Here is a 19,802-nt window from a genome sequence, read left to right as displayed (position 1 = left end):
TCGCTTTTGCAATAAAAATTTATTTTGGCTGGATATAGCCCTGCGCTTTAAGCGTCTCCGCGCACAGAACAGCGCCGCCTGCCGCGCCGCGGACCGTGTTGTGGGAAAGTCCGACAAACTTGAAATCATAGATGGAATCCTCCCGGATGCGTCCGATCGATACTCCCATGCCGTTCTCGTAGTCCACATCAAGCTGTACCTGCGGGCGGTTATCCTCCGTCATATAGCGGATAAACTGCTTCGGCGCGCTTGGAAGATCCAGCTCCTGCGGAACGCCGCGAAAGCTTTCCAGCTTTTCAATAAGCTGCTCCCTGGTCGGTTTTTTGCGGAATTTCACAAATACTGCTGCCGTGTGACCATTGAGCACCGGAACACGGATACACTGGCAGGTGATCTTCGGCTCCTGTGCCGGCTCGATCACGCCATTTTTGATCTCTCCCCAGAGGCGAAGCGGCTCTTTCTCACTCTTTTCTTCTTCTCCGCCGATGTACGGGATGATATTTTCTACCATCTCCGGCCAGTCCTTAAAGGTCTTTCCGGCGCCTGAGATCGCCTGATAGGTAGTCGCTACTACCTCGTACGGTTCAAATTCCTTCCATGCAGTCAGCACCGGAGCGTAGCTCTGGATGGAGCAGTTTGGCTTTACCGCAATGAAACCGCGCGTTGTGCCAAGGCGCTGCTTCTGGTATTTGATCACCTCGAAATGCTGCGGATTGATCTCCGGCACTACCATCGGCACATCCGGAGTCCAGCGGTGCGCGCTGTTGTTGGAAACAACCGGCGTCTCTGTCTTCGCATACGCTTCCTCGATCGCCTTGATCTCATCCTTTGACATATCTACAGCAGAAAATACAAAATCAACGCCTGCTGCGACTGCCTCCACTTCATTGACATTCATGACCACAAGCTTTTTTACACCCTCCGGCATCGGTGTCGTCATCTTCCAGCGTCCGCCTACCGCTTCCTCATACGTCTTTCCGGCGCTGCGCGCACTGGCTGCCACGACCGTCACCTCAAACCACGGATGATTCTCCAGCAAAGAGATAAATCTCTGCCCTACCATTCCTGTTGCTCCCAAAATACCTACTCTTAATTTCTGGCTCATTTTTTCATTCTCCTCATGTGTCTTAGCTTTGTTCTCCTGTGGCGAACAATTGTTTTTATATAAAATACGCTTCTTTTTTCTCTGTGTCAAGAGAAAATCTCATATTCCTTTTAAAGTCGCAGCAGGTCCTGCTCCTCTTCTATGTATTCCCGGCACCCGCTCAGGAATTCCTCCATAGCCGCACGCCCGGGAGCGCCAAGCGTCAGCCGCTTTTCCACACAGGTCTTCATGCTGATCGCCTCATAAATATCCTCCTCAAAGCAGCTGCTGTACTCGCGGAACTCATCCAGAGTCAGGTCATCTAACGCCTTCCCCTGTTCAATGCACAAAAGCACAAGTCTTCCGGAAATGCTGTGCGCATCACGAAACGGCACGCCGTGGTTCACAAGATAATCTGCCACATCCGTCGCGTTTGTAAATCCGTTCCTGGAGGATGCCTCCATTGCATTTTTATTGAATTTTATAGTATCCATCATGCCCGTAAAGAGCGTAATACAGGACGTCACCGTGTCGATCGCATCGAACACGCCCTCCTTGTCCTCCTGCATGTCCTTATTATACGCAAGCGGGAGTCCTTTCATTGTCGTCAAAATCCCCATCAAAGCCCCGTAGACGCGGCCTGTCTTTCCACGCACCAGCTCGGCAATATCAGGATTCTTCTTCTGCGGCATGATGCTGCTCCCTGTGCTGTACGCATCGTCCAGCTCTACAAACTGGTATTCATTGGAATTCCAGATAATGATCTCTTCAGAAAAACGGCTCAGATGCATCATGATCGTAGACAGAGCCGCCAGATATTCGATCACATAGTCCCGGTCTGATACGGAATCCATACTGTTTCTCGTCGGTCCCGCAAAGCCCAGCAGCTCCGCTGTAAAGCCGCGGTCGAGCGGATACGTCGTTCCCGCAAGCGCGCCCGCCCCCAGGGGGCAGTAATTCATCCGCTCCAAAATATCCGCAAGCCGTGAACGGTCACGCCGGAACATCTCAAAATACGCTCCGATATGATGAGCAAGCGTCACCGGCTGCGCCTTCTGCAAATGCGTAAAACCCGGCATGAATGTATCAAGATGCTCTTCCATGATCCGAAGCAGCACCTGAAGCAGCTCATACAGCAGATGATCCGTATTGCGGATCTCATCGCGCACATACAGGCGCATATCAAGCGCTACCTGATCATTGCGGCTCCTTCCTGTATGCAGCTTTTTCCCTGTCTCACCGATACGCGCGATCAGATTTGCCTCCACAAAGCTGTGGATATCCTCATACTCCGATGTGATCTCAAGCGCTCCACTGTCCACATCCTGGAGAATGCCAAGCAGTCCGTGGACGATCTGCTCACATTCCTGCGCTGTGAGGATCCCCTGCTTTTGCAGCATCCGAACATGCGCCATGCTGCCTTCAATATCCTGCTTGTACAAACGCCGGTCAAATAAGATCGATGCATTAAAATCATAAACGATCTGGTCCGTTTCTTTTGTAAAACGGCCGCCCCATAACTGTGCCATATCCTCTTTTCTCCTTCTAACACTGCTTTTTCTGATAATTTTTAAGTCTATCACAACAAAGAATTGATGACAAGACATACTTCCTTTCTTGTGTCAAAATCCTGTCCGGGACAAAATTATCCCGCGCCATCTTGTCTCGCGCCCGCTCCTGCGCTATACTGATATGCGGAAACAGGAAAAAGAAAAACAGTCCCAAAAGGAGTTGCGATATGAATCAGACAAACCGAAATTATCAAAAAGAGCTGGAGCGCGTGCTCGCCCGCATTCCTAATCAACCGCGTCCTTCTCTTCTTTTGCACAGCTGCTGCGCACCCTGCAGCAGCTATGTACTTGAATACCTCAGCGAATATTTCCAGATTACAGTGCTCTACTATAATCCGAACATTTATCCCGAAGAAGAGTTTTACCGCCGCTCCGGGGAACAGAAGCGGCTGATCGAAACGCTCCCTGCCGCATCGGATATCCACTTTATCGAAGGGCGGTTCGACTCCCGCGAGTTTTACGATGCAGTGCGCGGTCTGGAACAGATCCCCGAGGGCGGTGCCCGCTGCCATGCATGCTTTCAGCTGCGTTTAGAAGAAACAGCCCGCATCGCTGCCAGAGAGCATTTCGATTTTTTTACGACTACACTGACGATCAGTCCCCTCAAAAATGCTGCCGTATTAAACAAAATCGGAGAGGAAACCGCCGCCCGGTACGGCGTCGCATGGCTCCCCTCCGACTTCAAAAAGAAAAACGGCTACAAACGCTCGATCGAGCTGTCCGCCCAGTATCAGCTCTACCGCCAGGACTACTGCGGCTGTGTCTTTTCCAGACAGGAACGAGCCGCAAGGCAGCAGTCATAGGCGCGCTCCCTCAGCCGTCCTTGCGGCATCTGCGCTCGATGATCCCCAGTACGCCGTAAAGCGCCATAGCGATCAGGCACAGGATCACGATCGACATAATCACCCAGTCAAGCTTAAACACCTGGCTTCCATAAATGATCAGGTACCCCAGCCCCTGTCTTGCCCCGATGAACTCTCCGATCACTACCCCGACAAGGCACAGGCCGATATTTACCTTCATCACGCTGACAAGCAGAGGCACCGTACCCGGCAGGATCACCTTGGAAAGTACGTCCGTGCGCCTTCCCTGGAGCGTATAGATGAGCTTGACCTTATCTGGATCCATTTCCCGGAATCCGGTATAAAGATTCAGGACAGTCCCAAAAATCGCAATTGATATCCCGGCCACAATGATCGATTTCATATTTGCTCCCAGCCATACGATCAGCAAAGGAGCAAGCGCCGACTTGGGCAGGCTGTTGAGTACCACCAGATACGGCTCCAGGATTTCTGAAAGCTCTGTGTTGTACCACAAAACTACAGAAATACTCACTCCTGCCACTACGACCAGGACAAAGCTTATCAGCGTCTCTGCAAGCGTGATTCCGGTATGCAGGAAAATGCTGCGATCCTTCCACATCATTCCAAATGTTTTCAGCACACGGGACGGACTGCTGAAAATAAAGCCGTCGATCCATCCGAGCTGTACTGCTGTCTCCCACAGAAGCAAAAAGACAACAAAGATAAGGATCTGTACTGCCGTGATCCGGTACTGCCTTCGTTTTAATCCCTGCAGATAGTCAAGCTGTGTCTGCGATACTCCTCTCTTTTTATCCATGCTCATTCAGCTCCTTCCACAACAGATTAAAATATTCCTTAAATTCCGGCATATTTCTCCGTTCAAAAGGCGTCTGTGCCTGTTCTGCAAATCTGATCCTGAGTATTTTTTTTACCCGCGCCGGCCGGGCGCTCAGTACAATGATCCGGTCCGCCATACTCACTGCCTCCGACAGATCATGCGTGACAAGGATAGCCGTCTTTTTTTCTCTGCGCAAAATGCTGTATACATCATCACACACCGAAAGACGCGTCTGAAAATCAAGCGCTGAAAATGGCTCATCTAAGAGCAAAAGCTCCGGATCCAGCGCCAGAGTCCGGATCAGTGCCGCTCTTTGACGCATTCCTCCGGAGAGCTCGCTCGGTCTGGCGCTGCGGAATCTGTAAAGGCCGTAATCCATCAGCATCTTATCCACCCGGGTTCTTGATTCATTGTTCAATTTGTGCTGGATCTCCAGCCCGAGCACCACATTCCGGTAGATCGTCCGCCATTCAAACAGATGGTCCTTTTGCAGCATGTATCCGATCTTTTCCCGAAAGGTATTCTCTGTTTCTCCCTCCAGCAAGATCCTGCCGCCCTCCGGACGCAGCAGTCCTGAAATTAAAGAGAGCAGCGTGGATTTTCCACAGCCGCTCGGTCCTACTACAGCAATAAATTCCCCTCGTTGTACCTGAAAGGATATATCTGATAAAGCAAAGGTTTCGCCGTTTTTACTGTGATATGCGTAACTGACATTTTCCAGTTCCAACAATGGCTTCACATCCTTACACCCCCTCTTCTGATCTACTTTATCATATGAGATCAGATGACTTTGGTGCAAACGGCCAGCCCTTTTCTAGCTCAGCTCCTGATAGGCTTCTACCTGGATCTGCTCAAATGTACTCATTTTGTGATAGATCCTGGTGCCCATATCGATCAGCGGAAAAGCCGCCGCCGCTCCGCTTCCCTCTCCGAGGCACATGCCTGCATCGAGTGCCGGGGCAAGCCGGAGCTCTTCCAGGATCCTGCGGGAAGCCGGCTCCTTTGACACATGCGTTGCAAGCATATAGCCCTTCGCCTGCGGGCACAGCCGCACAGCCAGAAGCGCCGCCACAGAAGAAATAAATCCGTCTATCAGCACCGGGACATGATACCTCGCGCCTCCCAGGAACAGTCCTGTGATCCCCGCAATGTCAAACCCTCCTACACAGGAAAGAACCGTGATCGGATCTTTCTGTGTCAGATCCCATCGCTCAATCGCCTCCTGTATAACCTGTATCTTTCTCTGCAGCCCTTCGCTCGAAAGCCCTGCGCCGCGCCCGGTCATCTCTCTGGCATCCACCGCAAGCAGAGAAGACGCTACCGCGCTCGAGGTCGTCGTATTGCCGATGCCCATTTCCCCTGTCGCGATAAGATCATAGCCCTCTTCCTTCAGCTCTGCCACAAGCCGGATGCCGGTCTCGACTGCGCGCACCGCCTCCTCGCGTGACATCGCAGGCTCCTTTGCAAAATTTTTCGTGCCATATGCGATCTTGCGTTTTTCCACGCGCGCCGTGTCCACTGCCATCCCGATATCGATCGGGCGGATCTGCGCTCCGCTCATCTGGCATATGATAGCCGCACAGGATTTGTCATCCAGAAAATTTTCTGCTACGATCGCTGTTACCTCCTGTCCGGTCTGCGTCACTCCCTCCGCTACAATGCCGTTGTCCGCGCACATGGGGATCAGTATCTTCTTCTCCGTGCGCACCTGCGCACTGTGCTGCGCACCTGCAATGCGCGCAATACTGTCCTCCATCCAGCCCAGGCTGTGCAGCGGCTTTGCAATGCTGTCCCAGCGCTTTTTACACAGACTGGCAGCCTCTGCATCATATGGCTCTATGCTGCGCAGCGTCTCCTCCAGCGTCTCTCCTTCTCTGATAGCGGTTCTCGTATCTGTTTTATATGTATCTGCCATTTTATCAGCCATTACGTCTCTCCTTATCTGTCCATACTGCCGCCGGAGCTGCAGTCTCTTTTTTTGTAAGCAGTGTTGTATGATTCCAGGTACTTATCTCCTTTATCTCCGGCCGCTGTTTTCCATGTGCATCCGTTTTCCAAAAAAGCCCGCCGGAAAATCCCTCCGCGTTTTTCACCTGCCACTCAAAATACGGCCGGTGCGGCAGTGCGAACCGTTCCATGACCGCCATGATCGTCCCGCCATGGACCACAAATACTGCCTCCTTGTACCCTTCCCGCTGCGCGTCCACGCACGCCTGCACAAATGCGCGGCAGCACCGGTCGGAAAACGCTGCCCGGCTCTCGCCGCCCGGAAAGGGCAGTTCTCCTCCACTGTCGATCCACGCCTGATAATCAGGATCCCCGGAGAGCTCCTGATAGTTTTTATACTCAAATTTTCCAAATGCACATTCCCGCAGATCTTCTGCAATCCGAAGCTTTTCCTGCGGAAAAAGAAGGTGGGCCGTCTCAATGCAGCGGCGAAGCGGACTGACGATCACCGCGCGCGCCTCCTGATCTGCCCCCGGACATACCTGCAGCTCTTTTAGCGCATGTACCGCCCCGTCCGTCAGTGGTTCATCCGTTGTTCCCACGTACCGTTTTTCCAGATTTCCTGCCGTGCTCCCATGGCGGATCAGACAGACTCTCATAGCTGTTCACCTGCCTGTTTTTCCATCTGTTTTTTCATCTGTTTTTCCATCTTTTTGTCGTCTCCGGCCTCCTGATATGCGCATTCTTCCCTGCAGCATCCCTTCAGTGTTATCCCCAGTCCGCAGACCACCCGAATGACCTCCTCCGAATACTCTGCCAGACAGACGCAGATCCGTCCGGTCAGCTCTCTCCACATCCGGTCGAAGCGCTCTACCGGAACTACGCCGCAGCCCAGTTCATTTGAAATGACGACAATCCCGGGATTATGCTGGTACAGCCTGTGCGCAAACCGGGCAGCCTCCTCTTCTATATTTACTGCGGTAAGCAGCGCCTGCGGCTGTATCCCGTTTTCCCCGGCCTTTGCGTATTTTTCTTCCAGCATCCTCCTGACGTATTCATGAAAATGACAGATGCCCTGGCAGCTCCACAGTTCATCCTCCCCACAGCAGCTTCCATCTATCCATCCATCTGTTATCTTATACCTGTCTTTTGCATATGCCAGCTTTCCCTGATATGCTCCGCCGATGATCAGCTTCACTCATTTCATCTCCCTAAATGATTATTTTTCTGCAGTATCCGCAGACGTTTCTTTCCGAAATACAAAGAATTTACTCAGCACATAGTTTCCGACCATGACGATCACCTGTACGATCAGCTTTGCCGCCTTATCATTCCAGCCCAGTACGGTCACCATGATAAACATACATGCCATATCAAGCAGAAGCGTCGTCGCTCTGGACCCATAAAAAGCTGCCGCCTCTTTGAAGCTGCAGCGCCTTCTGCTCTCAAAAACGTATTTGCGGTTTGTAAGATACGCAAATGTGACTGCCGCGATCCAGGACAGGATATTTGCTGCCTGCAGCTGCAGTGCCGACTCCGGATCCAGAAAAGTAAATACGCAGCCGTAGTACACTACAAGACTTACGACCGTTGTAAGCCCGCCAAAGATCAGATAATGGATGATCTCTTTGTATTTTTTATACAAATGCAATAACTGTTCCACCAAAAATAAGCTCCTTTCTCAGATTGCCCGTATCACCAGATCCGCCAAAACGACTGCAAGCGGCACTGCCACCTCGCAGACAGAAAGAAAACACCCGGCCAGATCCCCATTGATCCCGCCAAAATATTTCATTGCCATCCGATAATACCATATAAAAACAAGCGCCGCCGCTGCTGCTGCTACAACTGCAAAAACCGGCTCAAGAAACAAAAGTACAGCAAACACGCCAATGATATAGCAGATCAGTACGCTCTGGATCACCCGTGTCTGCGCATTTTTTGCAAAACCGGCGACAGTCCCGTTTGCAGACGCTTTGGGAAATGTCACAACAGACAGACCGCTGAGGGAACGCGAAATGACAAATACGAGCGCATATACGAGGATCTGTTTTCCGTGCACCGCATCTGCTACTGCATACGCCAAAAAAAAGTAGACGCCGCACGCGATAACGGCAAACGCGCCTGAATTAGAATCCTTCAGGATCTCCAGACGCTTTTCGCGCGGCCGCCATGAGCTCATCGCATCCGCCGTATCGAGCAGACCGTCCAGATGGATACCGCCGCTCACCGCGACCGGGATCAGCATCAGGATGACATTTCTAAGCGGCGCGCCCACTGCCAGAATATCCGCCAGAGCCGCCCAGCCCACGCACAATGCGCCGATCACTATACCGATCCACGGAAAAAAGCACATAACATAGCGCATATTTTCCTCTGACCAGTCACACTGAGCAGCCGGAAGTCTCGAATACATGGAAAATGCAATATTCAGGCTGCTCCACCATCGTTTTATCATTTTCTACTCCATTCCGCCGTTATACACGGCATACGTTATTTTCCTGCACACTGCGCGGGATACTATCTTTTTGCACCGCGCCCTCCTTCTGGGGCCTGGCGCCTTATCTCACACGGGATCCCGCAGACTACCTCTGTCACCTGGTCTGCGCGCGCGGCAAGCGCCTGGTTCACCGCTCCCAGGCAGGACAGATATCGCCTTGTCTCCTCATCATACGTCATACCGTCTGAAAAAATCTCATTTGTGACGATAAAAAGAGACTGTACCTGCTCCAGCAGATGGTCGACCCCCTCCAGTACAGTCTGAACGGTCCGTTCATGCGCGCCGTCCGGTTCAAAAATCTCATTTGCAACCAGATTTGACATACATTCCAACAGGACGATCGCATCTGCGGGCAGGGACAGTGATCCAAGCCCGGTATAGCATTCTACTGTCTCAAAATTCTTTTCCCGGCGAAGCTTCCTGTGGCGCTCCACTCTCTGCCTGCCATCCTCTCCATACGGGATCATTGTGGCAATATAGATCCTCCTGCCCGGGCCTGCCATCTGCACCTGCCGCTCTGCATATCCTGATTTGCCGCTCCCGCTGCCTCCTGTGATCAAATGCAGCACTGCATCCGCCTCCCTTACGCCGTATATACGCGAATCGTCGAACGAATCGCCCGTGTGGCAGGATGATCGGCAATGCGCTGCACCGCTTCCTTAAAATCACCTTCCCGCACCTTATCTGTAATTACGACGATCTCCGTATTGTCACCCGTTTTCTGCTTCTGGATAATCTGTTCTACACTGACCCCGGAGCCGGCAAATACATTTGCGATGTCTGCCAGCACACCGATCCTGTCCTCTACTTCTACGCGGAGAAAATACTTGCTGTGCACATCCTCCATTGCAACGACCGGAAGATGCTTAAAACAGGTGCAGGAGATCCTGCCGTTGCAGCCATGCACAATATTGCGCACCACATCAAACACATCCCCCGCCACTGCGCTCGCAGTCGGAAGCTCGCCTGCCCCGCGTCCGAGAAACATGGCGTCCTCCACGGCATCTCCGCGGACAAATACCGCATTGTAGGAATCATTGACAGATGCAAGCGGATGATCCTCCGGGATCAGCATCGGCGCCACATACGCCTCCACAGAAGCTCCGTCGCTGTGAGCCATACCGATCAGCTTAATGCAGCATCCCATTTCCTTTGCATAGCGGATATCATGCGCAGACAGCTTCGTAATCCCCTCTGTCGCCACGTCCTCAAATGAAACACGGGAATTAAATGCGATCGAAGCCATGATCGCCACCTTCCTCCCTGCATCCAGTCCCTCAATGTCTGCCGTAGGATCCGCCTCCGCATATCCAAGCTTTGTGGCAAGCGCAAGCGCCTCCTCAAATTCCATGCCCTCTTTGGACATTTTTGTCAGGATAAAATTCGTCGTGCCATTGACAATGCCCATCACTTCGCTTAAATGATTCGCTGCAAGCGACTGCTTCAGCGGCATGATGACCGGAATCGCCCCCGCTACCGCTGCCTCGAACATCAGGTCGCAGTGCTTCTCCTTTGCCAGATCCATCAGTCTCCCGTGATCCGAAGCGATCAGGTCCTTATTTGCTGTCACTACATGCTTTCCTGCGCGCAGCGCTGCTTCTATGTACGTCCGCGCAGGCTCGATCCCTCCGATCAGCTCAACCACGATCTGGATCTCTTTATCATTCAGAATATCATCCATGCTGTCTGTGATCAGCTCCGGCTGCCCTGTCCGTTCCACAGCCTTTGCCTTGTTCCGGACCAGTATGCGGCGCAGCTCTGCCTGTGCGCCTACCTTATATGCCATTTCTTCCTGCTGTGCCTTCAGGACTTTGTACGTGCCAAACCCTACTGTGCCAAGTCCCAGAAGCGCAATACCTATTTTTCTGTTTTCCATAATAATCTCCCCTGATTTTGATATGTTTCCTATTCTACACCATTTTTAATGTACTGCACAGTCCCTTTTTTAGTCTTTAAAAAGCAAAGGAGCTCCCTTCTGCCTGCCGGCATACGGGAACCCCTGATACAGAAATTATTTTTCTTAAAACAGCACAGCAGTGTGCATCACGCTACGTGACCTGCTCCAAACAAACGGATATTCATCGGATATACATTTTCTCTTCCGAAGTATTCTGAAATATAAGAAACATAATCCGCTGTCTCCTCCTTTGGCAGCACGCATGCGATCACTCCCGCAAAGCCGCCGCCGTGGATACGGCATACACCCTTTCCGGTACGCTCAAGGAAGAGCTGCGTAAGAGCCAGCGCCAGAGAAATCTTCTGGTCCTTCACATCCTGTGTCGTATAGCAGTTCTGCAGCCATTCCCAGGAAGAACGCCCTGACTCAGTGATCGCCTCAAGCAGTGCCTTCGTATCATCCGTCAAAGCAGCCTCATACGCCTTGTCTACGCGCTGATTTTCTTTATAAAAATGCAGCGCGCGCAGGATCGCCCTGTCATTGTCGATCTTCGGGATCGTCTGCAGCAGCTCCTTTATGTCTTTTTCACAGAGCAGCTTTGCTCCCATCGCCGCCGCTGCTTCCTTCATCTCATTCGGCACACTGGAGTATTCCTCACTCAGATCCGCATGTCCCTTACCGGTATTTACGATCACGAGATCATACCCGATCTGTGCAAAGGAAAAGTCCACATGGCGGCACAGCTCATCGTCGTTTTTGGAAAAATCCAGAAGGATCGTACCGCCGGAGGCACATGCCATCTGGTCCATCAGGCCGGAGCCCTTGTCCCAGTAATAATTCTCCGCGTACTGCCCCATGCGTGCATAATCAATATTGCGCAGCTTATTCTCATTAAAGAAATAGTTGATCATAGAGCAGATCAGCATCTCAAAGGAGGCAGAAGAGCTCACGCCTGCCGCACTGATAACCTGTGTGGATACATACGCGCGAAAACCAGAAACCCGAAATCCCCACTTCTTCGCGGCAACGACCATACCTGCGACCAGCGAAAGTGTTCCTTTGTTCTTTGGAACAGACTCCAGCTCATTTAAGTCGATCACGACCTGGTTTTTGTAGCCTTCACTGACGATCGTGATCACATCATCCCCGCTCGGATACGCCGCTCCGATCGTATCCATATTGATGCTTGCTGCAAGGATCCGCCCCCCGTTATGGTCGGTATGATTGCCGACGATCTCTGTTCTGCCCGGAGAGGTAAAAAACTCCATCTCCTCCGACCCGTAAAGCTCTTTAAAGCGCTCTGCCAGGCGTTCGTACCGTTTCAGACTCTCCTGACTCTCCCCGTAGATTTTCTCAAGTGTTGCTTTTTCTGGCATCTTCATTGCTAATTCTCCTTTAACCTGTATGTTTTCTTATCTGCAGCATGTACTGCCTGCCACACGCCCCAACGCACTGCCGTCTGTCCTCCGTCTTCGCCGGTCAGTCCAGCTCATTGCAGATCCGCACGATCGCATCTGCAAATATCTTTGCACTCATGATCAGCGTATCGATCACCATAAACTCATCATCTCCGTGCATGTGATTGTCAACCTCCGGCGTCATGCAGCCAAATGCCACACCGCGCTCCAGATTATGCACGTAAGTTCCTCCGCCGGTAGAAAGCGGCTCTCCCTTAATCCCTGTATAACGCTCATAGCTTTCGAGCAGGATCTTTACAAAATCAGAGTCTCCGGGTACACAGTGCGGATGCACCATCGGCGTATCCTTCAAAGTGATCCCGTGCTCCGCAAGCCTGTCTGCGATCGGCTGCCGCGTATTCTCTGCGGTACATCCGATCGGAAGCCGCGCATCAAAGGTACCCGACATGCGCTGCGGTGTATAAGAAAGGATACTGAAACACATCGTCAGTGCACCGGAATGCTCCTCCTCACAGGCAACCCCAAGCGCTCTGGCACACGTATCCTCATAAGGGAAAAGCTCATTTAAAGCATCAAGAGCCTGCTGCCCTTCATCCACGGCAAGCGGGAGCTCCGAAATCAGGCGCAGTGCGGCAGTCAGGGCATTTTTGCCCTCCTGCGGCGTAGACGCATGCGCCGCCTGTCCTCTGACATCTACGGAAATCACCGGCACCTCCGGTCCGAAGCCCTCCGCCTCTTTCTCATCTGCCGCCTTTACGCAAAAGGATACTCCGATCTGCCCGCCAAGCTGCGCTGCCGTCTCAGCGATCACAGTCTCATCCAGGCCCGCAACTACAAAGTGTGCCTTCTGCGGTACTACGTTTGCCTTATCCCCGCTTGTCAGGCTGACAACCCCTGGAAGCTGAAGTCCATTGGAAAACTCTGCGACAATTTCCCCCTCCAGACGTCCCTTTTCAATATTGATCACCGGAAAATCCGCATCCGGAGTAAAGGTATACGGCGCCTCCTGCTCTATACTGTAATAATGCTTCAGATCGCCGGATCCGCACTCTTCATCAGAACCAAGGATCAGACGAACGCTTTTTTTCATCGGTATCCCAAGCTCTCTGACTGCGCGGATCGCATACAGCGCCGCGATCGCCGGTCCCTTGTCATCTGCTGTGCCGCGTCCGTAAATACGTCCATCCACGATCTTCGGCTCAAACGGCTGCGTCACCGTCCAGTCATCTGTCACCGGAACAACATCCAGATGTGCCAGGATGTCAAGTCCCTTCTCCTGATCGGACAGATCTCCTGTCACTACGTAATTATCATAATTGGTCGTACGCAGACCATATTTTTCCATCAGCTCCTGCGCCGCCGCAAGCGCCTCTGCCGGACCTTCCCCAAAAGGCTTCCCCTCTGCGGCCTCTCCGGCGCGGCTGTCAATCCGCACAAGCATCTCCAGATCGCGAAGCATCTCTTCACGCCTGCTGTCAATAAACTCATCAATCCTTTGTTTATACATATTAGATTACATTCCTTCCTGTCTGATCAAATCACTCATATTATATTACAAACAGGTGGTGAACTCAAGCCAAATATGGTACAATATGATCACTTCATGAACGGCCTGCAAAAAGCGTGGAATTTAAAAAGAAGAGGACAGCAGCAGCGCCAGAGGGCAGTTTCAACCGTCAGAGAGGAGTCCAGAAATGATGCAAAAAAGAGAGAATTTTATTGTTCTATGTACAACGGTTCTTTTCGGAATATTATCCAGAGCACTGGTAGGTATCCCGTATATGGTCTGGTCGCATTTCGACAAAACCTTCCTCCTCTCTTTCCTTTTATGGGCGCTGTATACCGGTATTATGTACTGCGCCGTAAAAGCCGCAGCAGTCAGTTCCGGCAGACGGATAACGCTTTTCACCGCTTCCCTGCTCTTTGGTCTGACGGCAGCCTGTGCAAAAACAGGCTTTGACGCGCTCACCGGTCTGCTGCTGCAAAAAAGCCGCGCCCTGTTCCTGGCCAGCTCTCTAAATACGCTTATATTTGGAAGCGCTGTTATTTTGTTTTTATATTTTCGCATCATAAGACCCTGCGCTTCGTTTCAGTCAGATACTTCTTGTATCAAGAAACGGATTCAAAAATATGCAGGGGTCCTGATCCTGCTCGCAGGAACGTATATCGCTGTGTCCCTCTGTATCATCCGCCGGCTCCCGCCTGACAGCTCCTTCACGGGGATGCCCGAGAGCACACTGGCACAGCCACTGTATATGAATGCCATTCTGGAAGCCGGGAACATAGCTAGATATACCCGCAGTCTGTCCACAGTCAGCGCTGTTTTCTGTACGCTGTTTTTTCTCACTCTGTGGATCGCTTTGCAAAACACTGCGGCAAAAGAATCCTCAAACCATACCAGATTTCTATAAACGGAAAGGAAAATAAAATGAAAAGAAAATGGTGGCACGATAAAGTAGCTTATCAGATCTACCCAAAGAGCTTTTACGATACAAACGCAGACGGGATCGGAGATCTCCGGGGGATCATTGAAAAACTGGATTACCTCGCGGATCTTGGCATCGAGATCCTCTGGCTGTCTCCCGTCTATCTCTCTCCTTTTGCCGATCAGGGCTATGATATTGCCGATTATTATCAGATCGATCCCCGTTTCGGTACAATGGAAGATATGGACGAGCTGATCGCTGAGGCAAAAAAACGCGGCATTTCTATTTTGATGGATCTTGTAGTAAACCACTGTTCCGATGAACATATCTGGTTCCAAAAAGCGATCGCTGATCCTGATGGTCCATATGGGAAATATTTTTATCTGGAAAAGGATGACGGACAGCTTCCATGCAACTGGCGTTCGTATTTTGGCGGTCCGTGCTGGGATCGACTCCCGGGAACAGACCGGCTCTACCTGCACGTTTTTCATAAAAAGCAGCCCGATCTAAACTGGGAAAATCCAGAGGTCCGAAATGAGATCTACAAAAATATCAACTGGTGGCTGGAAAAGGGCCTGGGCGGCTTTCGCATTGACGCGATCATTAACATCAAAAAAGCGCTCCCTTTCCATGATTATCCGGCAGACCGTGCAGACGGACTTTCTTCGATCGACAATATGCTGGAGGAAGCCTCCGGCATCGGCGTTTTTCTTCAGGAAATGCGTCAGCAAACCTTTGAGAAATACGACGCCTTCACCGTTGGCGAAGTCTTTCACTCCAAAGCGGAGGAACTCAGCAGTTTCATCGGAGAGGACGGCTTTTTCTCCACTATGTTTGATTTTCGCCCCGTATGCTTTAGCAGCAGTGCAAACGGATTTTATGACTACAGACCGATCACCCCGGAAGACTACAAGCAGTGCATTTTTACATCACAGGCAGAAGCACAGGAGATCGGCTTTTACGCCAATGTCATAGAGAACCACGATGGTCCGCGCGGTGCCAGTCATTATCTGCCCGCAGACGGATGCCACGATACGGGCAAAAAAATGCTCGCAACCATCAGTCTGATGCTGCGCGGTATCCCGTTTATCTATCAGGGGCAGGAGCTCGGTATGGAAAACACCGTTTTTTCTTCCATTGAGGATATTGATGATATTAATACACTCGCTGAATATGAGACTGCGAAAAAGGCGGGGCTGTCCGATCAGGAAGCATTGTCCGCGGTTTCAAAATACAGCCGGGATAATGCACGCACTCCGATGCAGTGGACGAACGGCGCACAGGCAGGCTTTACGCAGGGCACTCCCTGGCTGCCGGTCAATCCAAACTATACTGCGATCAATGCCGCCTCGCAGCTTGCCGACGAGAACTCTGTCCTGTCCTACTATAAAAAACTGATCGCGCTGCGCAGGGACTCCCGCTATAAAGAAACGCTGGTCTATGGGAAAACGGTGCCATTTCTTGCCGGGCAGAAAAATCTGACGGCATTTCTGCGTCAGTCAGATCAGCAGAATATCCTTGTTCTGGCCAATTATCAGAGCGCTCCTCAGGAGGCTGCACTGCCATTTAAACGCTTCCGTACGCTGCTGTCAAATTATCCCGATACCGTTTTCGACCCCAAAAAGGAATGTCTGACACTGCGAAGCTATGAGGCAAAAATCCTTCTGGAGCTGTGACTCCAGAAGGATTTCTTCTGCAAGCAAATCTGATCTCAGATTTTATAAGTCTGTGCACGGACGGATGTTTCCTTATATCCTGCGATTCTCCCGAAATACCCGCATCATTTCCCGCGTCAGGCTAAGACCGTCATCCTGCGGCACATCTTCTCTTTTACACCAGGTCGCGACAGAAAGCTCTGTCCTGTCCAACCGGACGGTGCGATCCCCATCGACCTGCACAAAAAATCCCATCAAAAGCGTATCGGAAAAAGACCAGGGCTGGCTCTTATAATAGCGGAGGTTTTTGACCTTCAGTCCAACCTCCTCCATCACCTCCCGGCGCACGGTATCCTCTATGCTCTCTCCTATCTCTGCAAAGCCGGCGATCAGCGCATATTTTGTAAAAGCTCTTCCCGCATATTTCGTCAGCAGGATCTCATCGCCGTCTGTCACACCCACGATCACTGCCGGAGAAATTTTCGGATACTCTGTCCGCCTGCACGATGGACAAAAAAGCATCCTCTCTTTTTCACTGTGCAAAAGCCTGGTGCCGCACTGCGGGCAAAACCGGTGCCCCGCATACCAGTTTGCAAGCTGCATGCCTGTCACACCGGCAAATGCCCTCTCACGCGGGTACGCCGTGCGCAGCAGCTCCATCCGTTCCCATCCAAACCCCCGGAAGACCTCCTGCGCCTGCCTGACAAGCTCCTCCCCGTTCTCCTCGCGAAACAGAAAATAAGACACCTCATCAATCGAAAACAAATACGTCTCTTTCCCCTCAAGCTGTGGGAATGCTGCGATCACCTGATCATAGGAAGGAAACGTAATCTCTGATGCGCACTCCTTCTCTTTCCCATTTTCCTCCTCAGCTGTCGGCTCCTGTTCCCGCTTTGCGACAAAAATCTCTCTGCCGCGGCAGCATATCACCTGACTGTTTTTATCCGGTCTGCAATTTTTGTATTCATTGTGGTATCTGCCGGCCCCTATGTCCTGGATCATATGTCATTCCCTCTTTTCCCTCAAAATACCGCTGCAAAATATACCTTTTCCTGGTATATCCTGCAGCGGTCTATTAAGCTTTTTTGTTGTTTCAGTTCCAGACAAAGCCCTCTGCCACGCTCTGCCCCACCTCCTGCGGTGTCTGCTTCTTCTGAGCGCGAAGCTCCTCTGCCTCTGCACGGTATTCCTGGATCTGTACGCTGAAGCAGCGATAATCGCCAACTACATAGCAGTAAATATCGCGATACTCTGCCGAGGCGTCGTCTACGATCAGTATGTACAGATAGTCCTTTGCATCCGTATAGATCGCGCTGGAGCTAAGCTGCGCATTGACATTGCTGTAGAGCAGATTATTTGTGAGCATATCCCGAAGCTGCTCATACTCCAGTACAGAAAAATCTGTATCCATGTAGCTGCAGGTGATCGTGGAGGTTTGATCCTGTCCTGTCTTTCCCTCCTGTTTGTACACGGTCTGCTCCTGTGTGCCTGCCGCATCATCTACTGCCCATCCTGACGCAACTGTATAAGTCCCTGTCCTCTGAGAAGGCTCTGTCTCCGCCGCCTCACTGGCGTCTGCGCCCTGATCTGCCGCGCCCTCGCCCATGATCTCTATCGCCCCATCTGAAGCTGTCTCCTCTGTGGGTCCGACAGACTCTCCAGAAGGCACGTCAGCTGCCATCTCATCCATACCTGTCTGGGGTTCCTCAATCCAGTTACCCTGCTCATCAAAATATCCCATAGCCTCTTCCGCCAGCGCAACTGTCCCGCCGGACACACCAGAACCTATAGAAAGCCCTGCGGCCAGCGCCGCTGCCATGATCAGCATATGTATGTTTTTACCGTTCAATACTCTTTTCATTATTATCATCTCCCGAACGTATTCCTGTTCTTCTTAAAGTATAATAGGAAGCGTCCATTTAATCAACAGAGGATTTTCTTAATTTTTTTAATATTTTTTCAAAAGAACCCTGTGGACACAACCGGCCACAGGGTTCTTTTTACTTACTTATTTCTTTTTCCAAGCCTATTTTGCATAGTCAACTACTCTGCTCTCGCGGATCACACTGACCTTGATCTGACCCGGATATTCAAGCTCTGCTTCAATCTGCTTTGAAATATCTCTTGCCAGAAGTACCATATCAGCATCATTGACCTGCTCTGGAACTACCATAACTCGAATCTCTCTACCTGCCTGAATAGCAAATGATTTGTCAACACCCTTAAAGGTATTTGTAATATCTTCTAACTGTTTTAATCTGTTTGTATATGTTTCAAGCGTCTCGCGTCTCGCTCCCGGACGGGCTGCCGAGATCGTATCAGCAGCCTGCACGATGCAGGCGATCAGTGATTCCGCTTCAACATCGCCATGATGTGATTCTACCGCATTTATCACAGTGGCAGACTCTTTGTACTTTCTGCAAAGATCCGCTCCGATCTGGATATGGGAGCCTTCGATCTCATGGTCGATGGACTTGCCAATATCATGCAATAATCCGGCACGCTTTGCCATTCTTACATCTACGCCGATCTCTCCGGCAAGCAGACCGGAAAGCTGGGCTACTTCGATCGAATGTTTCAGCGCATTCTGTCCATAGCTCGTCCTGTATTTCATTCTTCCAAGCAAACGAACCAGTTCCGGATGGATGCCATGTACGCCAACCTCAAGCGTAGCGGCTTCTCCTTCCTCACGGATTATCGTCTCTACTTCTTTTTGTGCTTTCTCCACCATTTCTTCAATTCTGGCCGGATGGATTCGGCCATCCACGATCAGCTTTTCAAGAGCAATCCTTGCAACCTCTCTTCTGATCGGATCAAAGCCCGACAAGATAACTGCTTCCGGCGTATCATCAATGATCAGATCTACTCCGGTGAGCGTCTCAAGGGTACGGATATTTCGTCCTTCACGTCCGATAATCCTTCCCTTCATCTCGTCATTTGGCAGTTGTACCACAGAAATCGTAGTTTCTGCAACATGGTCTGCAGCACATTTCTGGATCGCTGTGACCACGTATTCCTTTGCTTTTTTGTTTGCTTCTTCCTTTGCCCTGCTCTCAAGCTCTTTATAAAGCTTGGCAGTGTCAATCTTTACTTCATCTTCAACAGTTTTTAAAAGATATTCTTTTGCTTGTTCAGAGGTAAGTCCTGAAATTCTTTCGAGTTCATGAAGTCTCTGGTCGCGAAGCTTTTCCACTTCTGCGCTTTTCTTCTTTAGCTCGTCTTCCTTCGCTGCAATCCCTGATTCCCTGCGTTCCAGAGCGTCAGCTTTCTTATCAACACTTTCTTCTTTTGATAATACTCGCTTCTCATAGCGCTGCAATTCTGTACGGCGTTCTCTCGTCTCTTTGTCCAACTCATTCTTCGTCTTCAAAGATTCTTCCTTCGCTTCCAGAAGTGCTTCACGCTTTTTTGTCTCTGCAACCTTGAGTGCATCATCGATGATCTGTCTTGCTTTCTCATCTGCATTTCCAAGCTTTGCCTCAACTACATTTTTTCTGTAGTTAATAGCAACCAGAGCAGACACCGGTACTGCAATGATCAGGGTGATCGCAACAGCAATAATCAGCATTACTGTTTCAGGCACAGGAGCACCTCCTTATTCAATTTTAATTGTCCTTAGACAACACCTCAATTTTATACTGTTTTGTCATATATGTCAAGTAA

Annotated in this window: 19 protein-coding genes; 3 read left to right on the top strand and 16 right to left on the bottom strand. The window is 50.9% G+C overall.

All coding sequences use genetic code 11. The features are described from left to right. Nucleotides 1–19: 19 nt before the first annotated feature. Both asd and argH read right to left on the bottom strand, forming a co-directional pair. Complete coding sequence (gene asd, locus QOX44_RS16200; protein ID WP_283684691.1) at nt 20–1,105, bottom strand: aspartate-semialdehyde dehydrogenase; 1,086 nt, start codon at nt 1,103–1,105, stop codon at nt 20–22. 110 nt (nt 1,106–1,215) lie between these two features. Beyond that, on the bottom strand, nt 1,216–2,613 hold the full coding sequence (gene argH / locus QOX44_RS16195) for an argininosuccinate lyase (protein ID WP_283684689.1): 1,398 nt from the start codon (nt 2,611–2,613) through the stop codon (nt 1,216–1,218). 209 nt (nt 2,614–2,822) lie between these two features. Between argH and QOX44_RS16190 the strand changes: the two genes are divergently transcribed. Next, entirely contained in the window at nt 2,823–3,458 is a 636-nt protein-coding gene (locus tag QOX44_RS16190; RefSeq protein ID WP_283684688.1) for an epoxyqueuosine reductase QueH, read from the top strand. Between the two features lie 10 nt (nt 3,459–3,468). Here QOX44_RS16190 and QOX44_RS16185 read toward each other — a convergent pair whose 3' ends face one another. From QOX44_RS16185 to QOX44_RS16135, 11 genes are all read right to left on the bottom strand, one after another. Beyond that, nucleotides 3,469–4,275, bottom strand: a complete 807-nt coding sequence (locus QOX44_RS16185) for an ABC transporter permease (protein ID WP_283684687.1) — start codon at nt 4,273–4,275, stop codon at nt 3,469–3,471. Then, nucleotides 4,268–5,035, bottom strand: a complete 768-nt coding sequence (locus tag QOX44_RS16180; RefSeq protein WP_283684685.1) for an ABC transporter ATP-binding protein — start codon at nt 5,033–5,035, stop codon at nt 4,268–4,270. The genes QOX44_RS16185 and QOX44_RS16180 overlap by 8 nt, the downstream gene beginning before the upstream one ends. Before the next feature lie 75 nt (nt 5,036–5,110). After that, the gene (gene cobT, locus QOX44_RS16175; RefSeq protein ID WP_283684683.1) at nt 5,111–6,223 is read right to left on the bottom strand and encodes a nicotinate-nucleotide--dimethylbenzimidazole phosphoribosyltransferase; all 1,113 of its coding nucleotides are present in this window, start codon (nt 6,221–6,223) and stop codon (nt 5,111–5,113) included. Then, on the bottom strand, nt 6,216–6,902 hold the full coding sequence (locus QOX44_RS16170) for a histidine phosphatase family protein (protein WP_283684682.1): 687 nt from the start codon (nt 6,900–6,902) through the stop codon (nt 6,216–6,218). The genes cobT and QOX44_RS16170 overlap by 8 nt, the downstream gene beginning before the upstream one ends. Then, nucleotides 6,899–7,441 (bottom strand): bifunctional adenosylcobinamide kinase/adenosylcobinamide-phosphate guanylyltransferase, encoded by a 543-nt coding sequence (locus tag QOX44_RS16165; RefSeq protein ID WP_283684681.1) that lies wholly within the window; start codon nt 7,439–7,441, stop codon nt 6,899–6,901. The genes QOX44_RS16170 and QOX44_RS16165 overlap by 4 nt, the downstream gene beginning before the upstream one ends. Nucleotides 7,442–7,462: 21 nt before the next feature. Continuing rightward, a complete protein-coding gene (locus QOX44_RS16160; RefSeq protein ID WP_283684680.1) occupies nt 7,463–7,906 on the bottom strand; it encodes a GtrA family protein in 444 nt (147 codons plus the stop codon). Nucleotides 7,907–7,924: 18 nt separating this feature from the next. Next, nucleotides 7,925–8,701, bottom strand: a complete 777-nt coding sequence (gene cobS, locus QOX44_RS16155) for an adenosylcobinamide-GDP ribazoletransferase (RefSeq protein ID WP_283684678.1) — start codon at nt 8,699–8,701, stop codon at nt 7,925–7,927. Nucleotides 8,702–8,763: 62 nt separating this feature from the next. Then, a complete protein-coding gene (locus tag QOX44_RS16150; RefSeq protein ID WP_283684677.1) occupies nt 8,764–9,312 on the bottom strand; it encodes a bifunctional adenosylcobinamide kinase/adenosylcobinamide-phosphate guanylyltransferase in 549 nt (182 codons plus the stop codon). 14 nt (nt 9,313–9,326) lie between these two features. Continuing rightward, nucleotides 9,327–10,619: a homoserine dehydrogenase gene (locus QOX44_RS16145; protein ID WP_283684675.1), complete on the bottom strand. Its 1,293-nt coding sequence runs from the start codon at nt 10,617–10,619 to the stop codon at nt 9,327–9,329. 167 nt (nt 10,620–10,786) lie between these two features. Next, a complete protein-coding gene (locus QOX44_RS16140; RefSeq protein ID WP_283684673.1) occupies nt 10,787–12,022 on the bottom strand; it encodes a galactokinase in 1,236 nt (411 codons plus the stop codon). Between the two features lie 97 nt (nt 12,023–12,119). Continuing rightward, nucleotides 12,120–13,565 carry a Sapep family Mn(2+)-dependent dipeptidase gene (locus QOX44_RS16135; protein ID WP_283684672.1) on the bottom strand — a complete coding sequence of 482 codons (1,446 nt, stop codon included), beginning with the start codon at nt 13,563–13,565 and terminating at the stop codon, nt 12,120–12,122. A gap of 187 nt (nt 13,566–13,752) precedes the next feature. Between QOX44_RS16135 and QOX44_RS16130 the strand changes: the two genes are divergently transcribed. Continuing rightward, complete coding sequence (locus QOX44_RS16130) at nt 13,753–14,469, top strand: hypothetical protein (protein WP_283684671.1); 717 nt, start codon at nt 13,753–13,755, stop codon at nt 14,467–14,469. Nucleotides 14,470–14,486: 17 nt separating this feature from the next. Next, nucleotides 14,487–16,160, top strand: coding sequence for a glycoside hydrolase family 13 protein (locus QOX44_RS16125; protein WP_283684670.1), 1,674 nt, complete (start codon nt 14,487–14,489; stop codon nt 16,158–16,160). Between the two features lie 72 nt (nt 16,161–16,232). Here QOX44_RS16125 and nudC read toward each other — a convergent pair whose 3' ends face one another. The 3 genes from nudC to rny all read right to left on the bottom strand — a co-directional run bounded on the left by nudC (nt 16,233) and on the right by rny (nt 19,707). Then, the gene (gene nudC / locus QOX44_RS16120) at nt 16,233–17,141 is read right to left on the bottom strand and encodes an NAD(+) diphosphatase (protein ID WP_283684669.1); all 909 of its coding nucleotides are present in this window, start codon (nt 17,139–17,141) and stop codon (nt 16,233–16,235) included. A 91-nt stretch (nt 17,142–17,232) separates the two neighbouring features. Beyond that, the gene (locus QOX44_RS16115) at nt 17,233–18,000 is read right to left on the bottom strand and encodes a hypothetical protein (RefSeq protein ID WP_283684667.1); all 768 of its coding nucleotides are present in this window, start codon (nt 17,998–18,000) and stop codon (nt 17,233–17,235) included. Between the two features lie 165 nt (nt 18,001–18,165). Continuing rightward, nucleotides 18,166–19,707 (bottom strand): ribonuclease Y, encoded by a 1,542-nt coding sequence (gene rny / locus QOX44_RS16110; protein ID WP_283684700.1) that lies wholly within the window; start codon nt 19,705–19,707, stop codon nt 18,166–18,168. Between the last annotated feature and the right edge of the window lie 95 nt (nt 19,708–19,802).

The sequence above is a fragment of the Parablautia sp. Marseille-Q6255 genome, assembly GCF_951230155.1.
Taxonomy (GTDB): Bacteria; Bacillota; Clostridia; order Lachnospirales; family Lachnospiraceae; genus Choladousia.
The sequence above is the reverse complement of the archived record's forward strand: the minus strand, read 5'-3'. Positions and strand labels throughout refer to the sequence as shown.

Coding starts and splice junctions, on each gene's coding strand:
- asd (WP_283684691.1), bottom strand. CDS start 1,105: ATGAGCCAGAAATTAAGAGTAGGTATTTTGGGAGCAACAGGAATGGTA.
- argH (WP_283684689.1), bottom strand. CDS start 2,613: ATGGCACAGTTATGGGGCGGCCGTTTTACAAAAGAAACGGACCAGATC.
- QOX44_RS16190 (WP_283684688.1), top strand. CDS start 2,823: ATGAATCAGACAAACCGAAATTATCAAAAAGAGCTGGAGCGCGTGCTC.
- QOX44_RS16185 (WP_283684687.1), bottom strand. CDS start 4,275: ATGGATAAAAAGAGAGGAGTATCGCAGACACAGCTTGACTATCTGCAG.
- cobT (WP_283684683.1), bottom strand. CDS start 6,223: ATGGCTGATAAAATGGCAGATACATATAAAACAGATACGAGAACCGCT.
- QOX44_RS16170 (WP_283684682.1), bottom strand. CDS start 6,902: ATGAGAGTCTGTCTGATCCGCCATGGGAGCACGGCAGGAAATCTGGAA.
- cobS (WP_283684678.1), bottom strand. CDS start 8,701: ATGATAAAACGATGGTGGAGCAGCCTGAATATTGCATTTTCCATGTAT.
- QOX44_RS16145 (WP_283684675.1), bottom strand. CDS start 10,619: ATGGAAAACAGAAAAATAGGTATTGCGCTTCTGGGACTTGGCACAGTA.
- QOX44_RS16140 (WP_283684673.1), bottom strand. CDS start 12,022: ATGAAGATGCCAGAAAAAGCAACACTTGAGAAAATCTACGGGGAGAGT.
- QOX44_RS16135 (WP_283684672.1), bottom strand. CDS start 13,565: ATGTATAAACAAAGGATTGATGAGTTTATTGACAGCAGGCGTGAAGAG.
- QOX44_RS16130 (WP_283684671.1), top strand. CDS start 13,753: ATGATGCAAAAAAGAGAGAATTTTATTGTTCTATGTACAACGGTTCTT.
- QOX44_RS16125 (WP_283684670.1), top strand. CDS start 14,487: ATGAAAAGAAAATGGTGGCACGATAAAGTAGCTTATCAGATCTACCCA.
- nudC (WP_283684669.1), bottom strand. CDS start 17,141: ATGATCCAGGACATAGGGGCCGGCAGATACCACAATGAATACAAAAAT.
- QOX44_RS16115 (WP_283684667.1), bottom strand. CDS start 18,000: ATGAAAAGAGTATTGAACGGTAAAAACATACATATGCTGATCATGGCA.
- rny (WP_283684700.1), bottom strand. CDS start 19,707: ATGCTGATTATTGCTGTTGCGATCACCCTGATCATTGCAGTACCGGTG.